Here is a 12,739-nt window from a genome sequence, read left to right as displayed (position 1 = left end):
ACCTCATCAAAAAGTTACTCGATGCAGACAGTCGCTTCGCTTGTAAGCACGCGGAAAGTAAAGCTTTCCTGAAGATACAGCTCAACGGTTTCTGCCGTATGGCTTAGATAACCGATGGAAAAGTCCTGCCCGATATCAAGCTGCAAATCCCCACCGCGCTTGGAGATAACAAAAGCACCTTCAATAGCCGGCGCCCAGATGGGTTCACCTTCAATCAGGCTCTCAATATGTTTGAGAACAGGGTAGCCAACATCATCTCCACCGCTTACAGCCTGATAGGCTTTGGTGCCAAGAACAAGAGAATAGGGGCCATTCACGCCAGCAAGGCGCAAGGTATCCAATGCAGCAGTAATGGCATGCGGATAATCTTTTGCAGAAGCTGGCAGCTTTGTATGTGGGTTAGATGATCCCTGCCGAATGCCTGTAATGCCGGCAGCGGCATAGCCATCAAAAATGGCACGATCCTCTGCGAAAGCAATTTTCTGGGCAGCATCCTTAACGGGCTGCCAATCAGAATCCAGAGAGCCACGTTCTACAGCATCAATTTCTTCGCGCGATAAGGTAAAGGGAACCCGCAGTTCCACAAGGGGAAGCACTTCGCGCTGTACGGCCTGTATGCCATCGCTCAGGGAGCTGATTTGTTTATTGCGACCAGTACCAACGCTGGAAAATGCTGTGCCTTTTGGTTCTGGTGTGTCAACCACGCGCCGTCCGGCCAGATTGCGGCAGATTGTGCGAGAAGCTTCCTGTTCAATTTCGGCCCAGGCAACGTGGGAAATGGGTGCAAGATGTTTATGCAGGTTGTTCATTTCAGGCGTCCTTATTGTTTAATGATCCAATTCCAAGGGAACCGTGAAGAGGTTTTGTGTTTTGAGAAGCAGATGCAGGTTCTGGAGATGCCTGAATATTTTCTGTGCTCATGTTGGGAGCATCGTCAAGGAAGTCACTCGTGGGAATGAAGAAAAGTGACCCAGTTACCGCTGTGCTTACATCCAGAATTCTATCGTAATTGCCAGGAGGCTTGCCGATAAACATATTTTGTAACATCTGTTCTGTGCGTGCAGGAGAACGCGCATAGCCAATAAAGTATGTGCCAAACTCTCCTTTACCCACTTCTCCAAAAGGCATGTTGTCACGTACAATCTGAAGTTGCTGTCCGTTTTCTTCAATGTTTGTAAGAACATTGTGCGCGTAGCTGGGCTTGGCTGCTTCGGGCAACTCTATGTCGGATACTTTTTTGCGGCCAATGATGTGTTCCTGAACTTCAGTTGGGATGGCATTCCATTTTTTAAGGTTATGCAGGTATTTCTGCACAATAACGTAACTGCCACCCGTAAAAGATGGATCTTCATCTCCAATAACTGTTGCCGCAAACGCCGCTTGGCCTGTTGGATTTTCGGTGCCATCAACAAAACCGAGCAGATCTCGTGCATCAAAATATTTAAAACCGTGCACTTCATCTACAACTGTTGCAGCACCTTCCAAGCGGGAAGTCAGGGCTGTTGCCATTTCAAAGCATAAATCCATACGCGTGGCACGGATATGGAACAGAAGATCTCCCGGTGTTGAGGGGGCATGGTGCACGCCGTTAATTTCCTGAAAGGGATGGAGTTCCTTTGGGCGAGGAGCTCCAAAAAGCAGATCCCATGCGTTTGATCCAATACCGGTAATACAACTTAATTTGCCATCTGGAATACGAAATCCGACACCTCGCACAAGTGACGAAATATCGCCAAGGAGATCTAAAACCTGAGTGCGAACTGTAGGGGCATCATTCAGGGTCATCACAAGGAAAAGGGCTGATTGTGTTAATTTCGTATCAACTGGCTGCGGTGTAACCACTGTGAGGGAACTCCTGAATGCATAACGCGTTATATAATCACGACTGATGCCTAGCATAGGCAGATGAATATTTGAGGCAAGATGGAAGGTGGTATCAAATAAACGCATCCATCGGATAATAAATTTTCATGATAAGTATCTTTTATCATAAGATAAACAAAAGGTCTTGGACGGACATTTTCTGTTGATTTATTTTAAATACCAAATCATGGAGGTGTTGTTTCCGGTGCATAATGCGTAATTATAGAATTTATGGCGTATAGATAGAATTTTTGTTGCTATCCAATGTCAATTTTCGGTCAAAATACCACTAATTATAAGTTTGGAAAGAACCTATGCAACCTGCGCATGATATTGCGCTTCTTTTGGCGCGCTTCCAGTTTGCCTTTACTGTAGGTGTTCATATCATCTTTCCGGCCTTTTCAATCGGGCTGGCAGCTTACTTGGCTGTATTGGAAGGATGCTGGCTGAAAACCGGACGTTCTGTTTTTCTTGATCTGTATCGATACTGGATCAAGGTATTTTCGATCGTTTTTGGTATGGGTGTCGTGTCCGGTCTGGTGATGTCGTATGAATTCGGCACGAACTGGTCGGTTTTTTCTCAAAAGGCAGGCCCCATTACCGGGGTTCTTTTGTCTTATGAAGTTATGACAGCATTTTTTCTTGAAGCCGGATTTTTAGGCATCATGCTGTTCGGCATGAACAAGGTGGGGCGTAAACTGCACTTTGCCGCCACATGCTGCGTATCTATAGGCACTTTAATTTCCATGACGTGGATTCTTTCTTCCAACTCATGGATGCAAACGCCACGTGGCTATATGATAGACCCCGCAACTGGGCGTTTTCTGCCAGCAGATTGGCTGGCTATTATTTTTAATCCGTCCTTCCCTTTCCGGCTGGTACATATGGGGTTGGCAGCCTTTTTGTCTGTTGCCTTTATTGTTGGCGCAACAGGTGCGTGGCACATGCTTAAGGCACGGCGTGAAGGAAAAGTGGCCACGGCTCCAGTGCGCACCATGTTTTCCATGGCCATGTGGATGGCAGCTATTGTGGCCCCGCTACAGATTATGGCGGGTGACGCGCATGGCCTGAATACCCTGAAATATCAGCCAGCAAAAATTGCAGCTATGGAAGGGGATTGGGATTCCACGTCCCGCGCGCCAGAGCTTTTGTTTGGCATCCCCAACATGAAAACCGAATACACGGATTATGCAGTAAAAGTTCCGCTGCTGGGTTCCCTGATTTTAACACATAGTCTGGAAGGTAAAGTGCCGGGGCTAAAAGACTTCCCGCGCGATCAACGTCCACCTTCACAGGTTATTTTCTTTTCCTTTCGTATCATGGTTGCGCTTGGTGTGCTCATGATGCTGGTTGGCTTTTGGTCTCTGTGGCTGCGGCGCACACGCACCTTGTTTACAAATGCTGTGTTTCATCGTGTTGCGGTGTGTATGGCTCCGGCTGGTTTTCTGGCCCTGCTCTGCGGTTGGGTTACCACGGAAGTGGGGCGGCAGCCTTGGACTGTTTATGGTCTTTTAAGAACATCACAGAGCGTTTCACCAATTATGCTGCCAAGTATGGCTGTAACAATGACAGCTTTTGTTGTGGTGTATGTCATTGTGTTTGGGTCTGGCATTGGCATTTTGGTGCGCCAATTAGGGCATGAGCCGCAAGAGGGAGAGCCAGAAGCAAGTTCCGCAAATGCATCCGATATTTTGGCAGAACGCATGCACCCGGAAGTTATTGAATCTTCTTCTGGTAAAGGAGCTTGAGCACAATGGATCTTACATATTGGCTCCCGGTTATATGGGCCGTTATCTTGGTGGCGGCTATTTCGATCTACGTCATTCTGGATGGTTTTGATCTTGGTATTGGTATGCTGTTTGCATTGGAGCGGGATCCAGGCCGCCGGAATGTAATGGTCAGCACCATTGCGCCGGTATGGGATGGTAATGAAACATGGATGGTACTTGGTGGGGCTGTGCTTTACGGCGTATTTCCCGGGGCGTATGGCACGCTTCTGCCAGCATTTTACCTCCCGATCATTCTTATGTTGTTGGCGCTGATTTTTCGTGGTGTGGCATTTGAATTCCGGGTTATGACGCATGGCACAGGCCGTGAGACATTGTGGAATGTTGGTTTCATGCTTGGATCTGGTATTGCGGCGTTCTGTCAGGGTGCCATTCTTGGAGGTGTTGTTCAGGGCGTAAAAGTTGTTGATGGAGCTTTTGCCGGAAGCGCGTTTGATTGGCTGACGCCGTTTAGTATTCTATGCGGTATAGCCGTGATGTGTGGTTATGCCCTGTTGGGGGCAACTTGGCTGATCTGGCGCACTACCGGAGTGCTGGAAGCTTCTTGCCGCCGTTGGGCCAGTAAATTGGCCATAGGGCTGTTTCTGGGGATTATTGCAGTAAGTCTTTGGACACCACTTTTGCATGCACCTTATTTACGCCGTTGGACAGATTGGCCAAATGTCGTTTTCGTTCTTCCTGTGCCAATTCTTGTAGCTGTGTTGGGGGTGCTGTTTGTACGCGGTTTGCGGCATGAGCATTCCAAGGGCCCATTTTTATGTGCTCTGGGCTGGTTCTTTTTATGCCTTTCTGGTTTGGGGATTACGGTTTGGCCTTATATTGTTCCGCCGGGTCTGACACTTTGGGATGTGTCTGCTCCCCCAAGTAGCCAATTGTTCCAGCTTGTTGGCACAGTTATTCTGCTGCCGATTATCCTAACCTACACAATTTATTCCTATCGTGTGTTTCGCGGAAAGGTAACGGAAACAGATGGCTATCACTAAAATTGTTCAGGGAAATGGAGATGGTGCCCCAAAAAATATTGGGGCACGGATTGGATGGTTTGTAGCGATCTGGACACTGAGTACCATAGTATTTGTTGCTGGGGCTTCTTTGTTACACTTGATAATACCGAAATAAATTAGGCTTTAATTTCCCCTATTTTAAATTACAAATAGGGGAATATCTTAACGAGTGTATTTTATTTTGAGATAGCAGTATTTTCTCTTTGTTGTTTTACAGGATTATTTTTGTCTGTTTTAGAAAAATCTTCAGCATTTTCTAATTGATTGCGTGGTGTGCTTTTAAAAGGCGGGATTTTTTGCCCAGGAAAGTAGTAAGGCCCCCGGTAATTTTGATCGAGCTGAGCGTTATTAAGCTTGTCGACCATATTATTACCCGTTCCATCAGAATAAATGGAAGATTGCGGCATGGGGGTAGGCTTCTGCATTTTAGGAGCGCTGTGCGCCAAAGCTGGCAGTATCAGGCATCCCAAAGCCATTCCAGTATATATGATTTGGTTTATGCGTGACATGAGGGCTTTCTCTTTGCTGAGTATAGGCAGGTGAGAGATGATGGGCCTATCAAAACAGAAGCCTTCTTATAACCACTCATGACTATGAGATGTTCCTCTGGGAGCGCAAAAATTTTTCATTCAAAAATGCAACCTTCGTATTGGTATTTCGTCTCTGATCTATCGGTTTGTTTTATATAATCTGGATTTATTTGGGTAATTTAAAGTATTGATTTTAAATATATAAATGAATATATCGTATGGAATATCATAAAATAGTATAACTTAGAAAAATATTGAATAAATTTCTGCATAATGATAATATTTTAGATGCACATTATGTATGAAATAAGAGGTGAGGAAATATTTTATGAAAGATTCTGGAACGGCGCACGCGCATTTTGGTTGGTTTAAGCGCCGTAAACAGATGAAGCCGCAGGATATTACTGTTGTTGATGCCCAGATGTTAAACAAGGCAGTAGGCGCGGCTGCTTTGGGTAATGCCATGGAGTGGTTCGACTTTGGTGTCTATGGCTATATTGCTGTCACACTGGGGCAGGTCTTTTTTCCATCGGATGATGCTGCCTCCCGTCTGATTGCAACTTTTGCTACATTTACTGTAGCATTTTTGGTGCGGCCTCTTGGCGGTATGGTTTTTGGACCGCTGGGAGATAAGTACGGCCGCCAGAAAGTTCTGGCTTTTACAATGATTGCAATGGCAATCGGCACTTTCTCCATTGGCCTTATCCCGTCTTATGCTCAAATTGGTTTATGGGCGCCTTTGCTATTGCTGCTGGCCCGTTTGGTGCAGGGGTTCTCAACTGGCGGTGAGTATGCCGGGGCAGCCACCTTTATTGCAGAATATTCGACCGATAAAAATCGGGGGCTTATGGGGAGTTGGCTGGAGTTTGGTACTCTGGCTGGTTATGTGGCAGGTGCTGGTATTGTAACAGCTTTGCAGATTGGCCTTAGCCATACGGCCATGCTGAAATGGGGATGGCGTATTCCTTTTTTAATTGCAGGCCCACTAGGGCTTTTGGGTGTGTATATGCGCTCCCGGCTAGAAGAAACGCCAGCTTTTCAGGCATATGCCGAACAGGCTGCGCAGCGGGATGATGAAAAGCCGGGTTGGGGTGAACTGCTGCGTGTGCATTGGCGGCAGTTGCTAAAGTGTATGGGTCTTGTTCTGGTATTTAACGTAACCGATTACATGTTGCTGACGTACATTCCCAGCTATTTGACGGTTGCTTTGGGATACGCCGAAAGCAAAGGGCTTTTGCTGATTATCATTGTCATGCTGATGATGCCACTGAATGTTATGGGTGGGTATTTAAGCGATAAACTAGGCCGCCGACCAATGATTATTGGGGCCTGTGTTGCCCTTTTGGTTCTCTCTATTCCTTCTGTTCTGCTGTTGCAGAGCGGAAATGATTGGTTGATCTTTTTGGGTTTGATGCTTCTTGGCCTAGCACTTGTTTGTTTTACCAGCAGTATGCCTTCTACTCTGCCAGCACTTTTTTATACTCCGATCAGATATACGGCGCTTTCCATGGCGTTTAACGTATCTGTTTCAATGTTTGGCGGCACAACACCGCTGGTAACAGCATGGCTGGTTGGGCATACGGGTAATTTGCTAATGCCTGCATATTATCTCATGTTTGCAGGGGGTATTGGTATTGTGACAATGCTGACAGTAAAGGAAACCGCCTGTATGCCTTTGCGTGGATCACCACCCGCAGTGGGAAGCGAGGCTGAAGTTAAAAAGATCCTTCAGGGGGATCACCCTATCACAGTGGATTCTACGTTACCGTCTATTCCTCAGGAATAAGGTAAAGTTAGGAACACTTCGTAGGATGCAGGCCCAGCATGAAACTCTCATGCTGGGCCTGTTTTGCATTTAAGTTAGATGGTCTTTCAGCCAGTTTTCAACAGTCTCAAGTAATGCGCGCCCACTGGCTTCATCTCTGGTAGGAGCGGGAAAGCACGGGCCAGTTTGTATCTGGTAACGCATGGGGAGGGGCGGTTGTTTTAGAAAAGACCAACCCTGCGAAAGATAGGGTGAATCTGTTTTGATCAAAATGGTCTGCACTGGCAGGCGTGTGCGTTGGGCAATAGCAGCAAAGCCTGGCTGCATGGGGCTGGGTTCTGTTCCCGCGCGGGAGCGCGTGCCCTCAGGAAACAATAGTAATTGATTGCCTTCTTGCAGACGTTCAGAGGCAGGGCCAATGAGCCGCAAAAGACTATCATGCCGGATATAGCCCGCAGTGCGTAATGTACTGCCCAAAGTTGGGCGTTCCCAGATGGAGGCTTTGGTAACGCAAACCAGATGCGGCAAGGCAGAGGCCAGAATAAGGCTATCCAACCGTGAAGGATGGTTGGCAACCAGTATAATGTTGGGAACGTTTTTAAGTGTATTGAGTTCTGTTAGATCACATTCCAAAATATCGGCAGCTTCAAGATAACGCACGGCAAGCCGTGCCATGAAACATAGCCATGCTTGGCCTATTTTGCGGCGTTTTGGCCCTTCTGGCAAAGCGTGCCGAAGAAGGAAAGATCCTGCATCCAGCGCCAGAAAAATAATACCAATAACGGCAAGTGATGCATAAAACCGTAAGCTGGTACCAAGTGTTGAAAACAATGACATGAGAATACAGTACAGCTCTGGCAAGAAGAAAAGACATGCAGAACACATACATGACGCCACGCTATAGAGGGTATGGCGTCATGTATATTTAGAGTAGATTATTCACCGTTCTGAGATTGCATAATACGGCGTAGATCCGCTGCCATATGGGCGCTATCTGCACGGGCATCAACCATTCCCTTATAACGTACCTCCGGCCCCATCACCACAAACTGTGGAGACATCCGCATGGTATATGTCCATTCAGGATCAGGCACCTTTTCGATAGGGGCATGATATTCCTTTGCCAGATCAGCCAAAGCAAAGGGCGCTGCTGTGCCGCTTACAATGCGCGGGCCAATACTTTCACCATATTGGCGCAGGCGTTCTGCATCATCTCTGTCTGGGTCCAGGCTTACAAAAATAATAACCGCATTGTGCCTGCCACCTTCTACCTGATCCAATGCGGCAGACATATTGCGCAGGGCTGGGGCGCAGGCGTCTTCTGCGCAGTGTGTGGCGCCAAACAGAACAAGCATCCAACGGTTACGGAAGGTCTGATCCGTCATGGTGCCAGTTGTGGAATCCATCAGGCGGAAGGAACCTCCCACCTCGTTACCATAAGTGTTTAGTTGCACGCCGTGTTTTAAGGCCAGGTGAGTGGCCGTGTAGCCTCCGGCGGCTGCCAGAGCCAGCACGCCAAAGGTCATGAGGGCTATACGTTTTCCAGCCGGTGTCATGGTCTTAATGTGCCTCCGCCCAATTTTGGCCTATTCCGGTTTCTACAACCAGCGGAACAGCAAGATCTGCTGCTGCTTCCATAACGTTTTTAATAATTTCTGCCACAGCTTCAGCGTCTGATTCATCTGTTTCAAATAACAGTTCATCATGCACCTGCAGTAACATGCGTGTTGCGCCAAAGCCTGCTTTTTGTAGAGCCAGTGGCAAATGAACCATGGCGCGTTTTATAATATCTGCAGCACCACCTTGTAAGGGAGCATTGATAGCTTGTCGCTCGGCATATTGGCGTCTGGCAGCACTTTTTTCATGAATGCCCGGCACATAGCAGCGGCGGCCAAAAGGCGTGAGAACATAGCCATGGGTGCGTGCTTCTTCCCGCATGCGTTCCATGTAATCACGAATGCCGGGGTAACGGGCAAAATAGGCATCTATATAAGTGCGCGCTTCACCAGCAGGAATGCCAAGCTGTTTGCCTAGCCCAAAGGCTGAAATGCCGTAAATAATGCCAAAATTAATGGCTTTCGCGCGCCGTCGCGTAAGGGCATCCATACCCTCGAGCGGGATATTGAACACTTCCGATGCCGTGCGGGCGTGAATATCCTGCCCGAGCTGAAAAGCTTCACGCAATGCAGGAATATTGGCAACATCGGCCAGTAGCCGCAGTTCGATTTGCGAATAGTCAGCAGAAATTAGCTTCTTGCCAGATGGCGCAATAAAGGCCTGCCGGATGCGTGTGCCTTCTTCCGTTCGCACTGGAATATTTTGCAGGTTGGGATCAGTCGAAGATAAGCGCCCGGTGGAGGTGATAGCCATTTGGAAAGATGTATGCACGCGGTCATCCCGCCCGGCTTGGCGCAAGAGCGCATCCGTATAAGTGGATTTCAGCTTGGCAAGTTGTCTCCATGCTAAAATACGCGCAGGCAGATCATGCCCTTGGTCGGCTAGATCCTGCAATACAGAGGAATCTGTGCTCCACGCTCCGGCCTTGCCGCGTTTGCCACCCTTCAGGCCCATTTCGTCAAACAGGATTTCCCCCAATTGTTTGGGGGAGCCGATATTGAACTGTCGCCCGGCGGCTTCGTAAATATCGTTTTCCATGCCTTGCATACGGGCTTCAAAATCTTTGGAAAGCCGGTCAAGCTCTGTACGATCTACAGCAATGCCAGCTTTTTCCATATCGGCCAGAATAACTGAAAGCGGGCGTTCAATCTGTTCATAAAGTGCCAGTGCCTTGTTGGTGCGCAGCGTGGGGTGCAGCACATACCAGAGGCGCAAGGTTACATCGGCATCTTCAGCCGCATATTTGGTAGCTGTTTCAACAGGAACTTGCGCAAAAGGCACGCGGTTACGGCCTGTGCCGGTCACACTGTCATACGTAATGGGCGTATGGTTTAAATGCAGGTTAGAAAGCTCATCCATACCTTGCCCATGCAACCCGGCAGACTGGCTGTAAGAGATTAGCATAGTGTCATCAACAGCGGTGATGCTGGAAAGCGGAATGCCCGCATGATCCAGAATGAGCAGATCAAACTTGGCGTTATGGAAGATCTTTAAAACGGCATCATCCTGCAAAAGTGGTGCCAGAAGTTTAAGGGCCGCATCAACAGCAAGTTGTTCACCCGTGGGAGCTTCCAGAGTGCCTTCATGTTTTAATGGCACATAGCAGGCTTTGCCCGGAGCCGTTGCAATAGAAAACCCAACAATATTAGCCGCCAGCGGGTCTAACCCATCTGTTTCTGTATCAACGGCACAGATACCGGCTTCCTGCGCTGTGCTGATCCATTTTTGCAAAGCTTCTGCTGTGCGTATGGTTTCATAGTCATGATATGGCGCAGAAAGTACAGAAGCATCGGTGGTTGGCGCGGCATCAGCAGCAGGCGTGGTGGCTCCGGCAATAGATGCTGCAGCCACTTTTTTTGCTGCACGATGTGCGTGGGCGCCAGAGGAATGCCCAAGCCCCATACGGCTGAGGATGGAACGAAAGCCCATGCGGTCCAGCCAGTCTGCCAGCATTAGCATGTCTGGCTCACGCGTGTTGAGCTCATCCACCGGCACGGGGAGGGGAACATCTGTAGCAAGTGTTACCAATTGCAGAGAAACGCGAGCGGCTTCGGCGTGTTCAATCAGCATATCACGCCGCTTGGATTTTTTCATTTCCGGCGCGGCATTCAAAACAGCTTCCAGTGTGCCATATTCCTGCACAAGGGCTGCTGCTGTTTTGGGGCCAATACCGGGCACACCGGGAACGTTATCTGTGGGGTCTCCCATCAGGGCTTGCACATCCACTACTTTTGTAGGAGGCACCCCAAATTTGGTTTCCACTTCTGCAGGACCAACAGGTGTTTGCTTGATTGGGTCCAGCATGCAAACGCCATCCCCCACCAACTGCATGAGATCTTTGTCTGAAGAAACAATGGTGCAGGTACCGCCCTGTGCCCGAATGGCTGTTGCGTAGGATGCAATAAGATCGTCTGCTTCCCATCCGGGCAGTTCGATGCCCGGTACATTGAAGGCCTGTGTGGCCTCCCTGATCAGGCTGAACTGGGGGCGCAGGTCTTCAGGCGGTTCGGGCCGGTGTGCTTTATACTGCGGATAAATTTCTGAACGGAATGTCTGGCGGCTGGCATCAAATAACACAGCCAGATGGGTGCCTACATGGTCTTTAAGCAAACGGGCCAGCATGGTGGTAAAGCCATAAACGGCATTTACGGGCACACCTTCTGGGCTGGTCATGGGCGGGAGGGCATGAAAGGCGCGGAAAATAAAGCCGCTGCCATCTACCAGAACCAGATGGGGTGTTTCTGTCATACTGATGCAAACCGTGTAAGCGGAAGGGAAGGCAGAAAGAAAGCCATAGGGTTTGGATATGCCCCTTGGGTTTTGATGTCCAGCACTGGGCACCTGGCTTTCTGGAGGGTGTTAAGGCCCGTAACAGACAAATACCCCGGCAAAGGCCGGGGTATAGGGGGTATGTTTACAGGAAAGGCACCTGCAAGTTAGCCAATTTTTTTAACCCAGCCATGCGGGTCTGCTGCGCGGCCAAACTGGATATCGCACAAAGCTTTACGTAGGCTGCTGGTGACCTCACCTGTCTGGCCGTTACCAATGGTGCAGCCGCCTTCTGTGCTTTTGAAGGTGCCAATGGGTGTCACAACAGCGGCTGTGCCACAGGCAAACACTTCTTTCAGCTTGCCGGAATCGGCATCACCATAAAGCTGATCAATAGCATAGCGTTCTTCTTTTACCTTAAGACCACGATCACGCGCCAAGGTGAGAAGGGAATCGCGCGTAATGCCGTGCAGAATGGTGCCGCTATCCAGCGGAGGTGTTTGCAGAGTGCTATCTTCAAACACCATCATTACGTTCATGCCACCCATTTCTTCCAGCCAGCGGCGTTCCTGCGCATCAAGGAACAGAACCTGATGGCAGCCATGTTCCTTGCCTTCCATCTGGGCCGTTAGGCTGGCGGCATAGTTGCCACCACACTTGGCCGTACCTGTTCCCCCGCGGGAGGCACGAACAGTGCGTTCTTCCACCCATACAGAAACCGGGCCGGCATCCTTGGAGAAATATTCACCCGCGGCACAGGCAATCACAATAAACTTGAATTCAGATGCCGGTTTCACGCCCAACGCGGCTTCTGTGGCAATCATGAAGGGGCGGATATACAGTGTGCCGACTTCTGGCTTGGGTACCCAGTCCTTATCCAGTTTTACAAGCTGGGTGACTGCTTCCAGAAAAAGTTCTTCAGGCACCTGCGCCATAGCCATACGTTCGGCAGAATGGCGGAAGCGGCGGGCATTTGCATCTGGGCGAAAAAGCTGCACGCTGCCATCTGGAGTGCGATAGGCCTTCATGCCTTCAAAAATTTCCTGCGCGTAGTGCAATACGGATGCCGCAGGATCCAGCATCAACGGCTGGCGGGGCAGGATTTCAGCAGAATGCCAACCCTTACCTTCCGTATAGGTGACAACAGCCATGTGGTCGGTAAAAACGCGGCCAAAACCCGGATTGGCCAGCATGGCTTCCCGCTCTGCTGCGGGGGTAATGTCTGTTTTGCGGGTAATCTTGAAGGCGGTGTCAGATTCGGTGGTCATGGGTTCTGCTGTCTCCACGGCGCTGGGGTCTGAGCCAGATAGTCTGGCGGCTCCGTTGCCTCGGTTCTTTTTTTGCTATCAGACGTTCTTATATCTTAGGTCTGAGTTGGCAGGCTTGATGGGGCTTTTCCTATCA

At 49.2% G+C, this 12,739-nt stretch carries 10 protein-coding genes; 3 read left to right on the top strand and 7 right to left on the bottom strand.

Going from position 1 to position 12,739, the window contains the following annotated elements; translation table 11 throughout:
* Positions 1 to 14: 14 nt before the first annotated feature.
* Both FKW19_RS09115 and FKW19_RS09110 read right to left on the bottom strand, forming a co-directional pair.
* The gene (locus FKW19_RS09115) at positions 15 to 809 is read right to left on the bottom strand and encodes a family 1 encapsulin nanocompartment shell protein (protein ID WP_006115920.1); all 795 of its coding nucleotides are present in this window, start codon (positions 807 to 809) and stop codon (positions 15 to 17) included.
* A gap of 1 nt (position 810) precedes the next feature.
* Positions 811 to 1,842 (bottom strand): Dyp-type peroxidase, encoded by a 1,032-nt coding sequence (locus FKW19_RS09110; protein ID WP_089179958.1) that lies wholly within the window; start codon positions 1,840 to 1,842, stop codon positions 811 to 813.
* Between the two features lie 335 nt (positions 1,843 to 2,177).
* Here FKW19_RS09110 and FKW19_RS09105 point away from each other — a divergent pair, with 335 nt between their 5' ends.
* Both FKW19_RS09105 and cydB read left to right on the top strand, forming a co-directional pair.
* Positions 2,178 to 3,611, top strand: coding sequence for a cytochrome ubiquinol oxidase subunit I (locus FKW19_RS09105; RefSeq protein ID WP_089179506.1), 1,434 nt, complete (start codon positions 2,178 to 2,180; stop codon positions 3,609 to 3,611).
* Positions 3,612 to 3,616: 5 nt separating this feature from the next.
* Complete coding sequence (gene cydB, locus FKW19_RS09100; protein WP_089179505.1) at positions 3,617 to 4,633, top strand: cytochrome d ubiquinol oxidase subunit II; 1,017 nt, start codon at positions 3,617 to 3,619, stop codon at positions 4,631 to 4,633.
* 197 nt (positions 4,634 to 4,830) lie between these two features.
* Here the strand turns inward: cydB and FKW19_RS09090 are convergent, their stop codons facing one another.
* Positions 4,831 to 5,163 (bottom strand): hypothetical protein, encoded by a 333-nt coding sequence (locus FKW19_RS09090; RefSeq protein ID WP_193561105.1) that lies wholly within the window; start codon positions 5,161 to 5,163, stop codon positions 4,831 to 4,833.
* 349 nt (positions 5,164 to 5,512) lie between these two features.
* Between FKW19_RS09090 and proP the strand changes: the two genes are divergently transcribed.
* Complete coding sequence (proP, locus tag FKW19_RS09085) at positions 5,513 to 6,970, top strand: glycine betaine/L-proline transporter ProP (protein ID WP_150150580.1); 1,458 nt, start codon at positions 5,513 to 5,515, stop codon at positions 6,968 to 6,970.
* Positions 6,971 to 7,039: 69 nt separating this feature from the next.
* Here proP and FKW19_RS09080 read toward each other — a convergent pair whose 3' ends face one another.
* From FKW19_RS09080 to FKW19_RS09065, 4 genes are all read right to left on the bottom strand, one after another.
* Positions 7,040 to 7,786 (bottom strand): 1-acyl-sn-glycerol-3-phosphate acyltransferase, encoded by a 747-nt coding sequence (locus FKW19_RS09080; RefSeq protein ID WP_089179502.1) that lies wholly within the window; start codon positions 7,784 to 7,786, stop codon positions 7,040 to 7,042.
* A gap of 98 nt (positions 7,787 to 7,884) precedes the next feature.
* Complete coding sequence (locus tag FKW19_RS09075; protein WP_006115926.1) at positions 7,885 to 8,505, bottom strand: SCO family protein; 621 nt, start codon at positions 8,503 to 8,505, stop codon at positions 7,885 to 7,887.
* Between the two features lie 4 nt (positions 8,506 to 8,509).
* Complete coding sequence (gene polA, locus FKW19_RS09070) at positions 8,510 to 11,314, bottom strand: DNA polymerase I (RefSeq protein ID WP_089179501.1); 2,805 nt, start codon at positions 11,312 to 11,314, stop codon at positions 8,510 to 8,512.
* 188 nt (positions 11,315 to 11,502) lie between these two features.
* On the bottom strand, positions 11,503 to 12,603 hold the full coding sequence (locus tag FKW19_RS09065; RefSeq protein WP_162870690.1) for a branched-chain amino acid aminotransferase: 1,101 nt from the start codon (positions 12,601 to 12,603) through the stop codon (positions 11,503 to 11,505).
* Positions 12,604 to 12,739: the final 136 nt, after the last annotated feature.

This window comes from Acetobacter sp. DmW_125128 (genome assembly GCF_008704325.1).
GTDB classification, from domain to species: domain Bacteria; phylum Pseudomonadota; class Alphaproteobacteria; order Acetobacterales; family Acetobacteraceae; genus Acetobacter; species Acetobacter oryzifermentans.
This window is presented reverse-complemented; position numbering and strand designations above follow the sequence as displayed.

Coding starts and splice junctions, on each gene's coding strand:
- FKW19_RS09105 (WP_089179506.1), top strand. CDS start 2,178: ATGCAACCTGCGCATGATATTGCGCTTCTTTTGGCGCGCTTCCAGTTT.
- proP (WP_150150580.1), top strand. CDS start 5,513: ATGAAAGATTCTGGAACGGCGCACGCGCATTTTGGTTGGTTTAAGCGC.
- FKW19_RS09115 (WP_006115920.1), bottom strand. CDS start 809: ATGAACAACCTGCATAAACATCTTGCACCCATTTCCCACGTTGCCTGG.
- polA (WP_089179501.1), bottom strand. CDS start 11,314: ATGACAGAAACACCCCATCTGGTTCTGGTAGATGGCAGCGGCTTTATT.
- FKW19_RS09075 (WP_006115926.1), bottom strand. CDS start 8,505: ATGACACCGGCTGGAAAACGTATAGCCCTCATGACCTTTGGCGTGCTG.
- FKW19_RS09080 (WP_089179502.1), bottom strand. CDS start 7,786: ATGTCATTGTTTTCAACACTTGGTACCAGCTTACGGTTTTATGCATCA.
- cydB (WP_089179505.1), top strand. CDS start 3,617: ATGGATCTTACATATTGGCTCCCGGTTATATGGGCCGTTATCTTGGTG.
- FKW19_RS09090 (WP_193561105.1), bottom strand. CDS start 5,163: ATGTCACGCATAAACCAAATCATATATACTGGAATGGCTTTGGGATGC.
- FKW19_RS09065 (WP_162870690.1), bottom strand. CDS start 12,603: ATGACCACCGAATCTGACACCGCCTTCAAGATTACCCGCAAAACAGAC.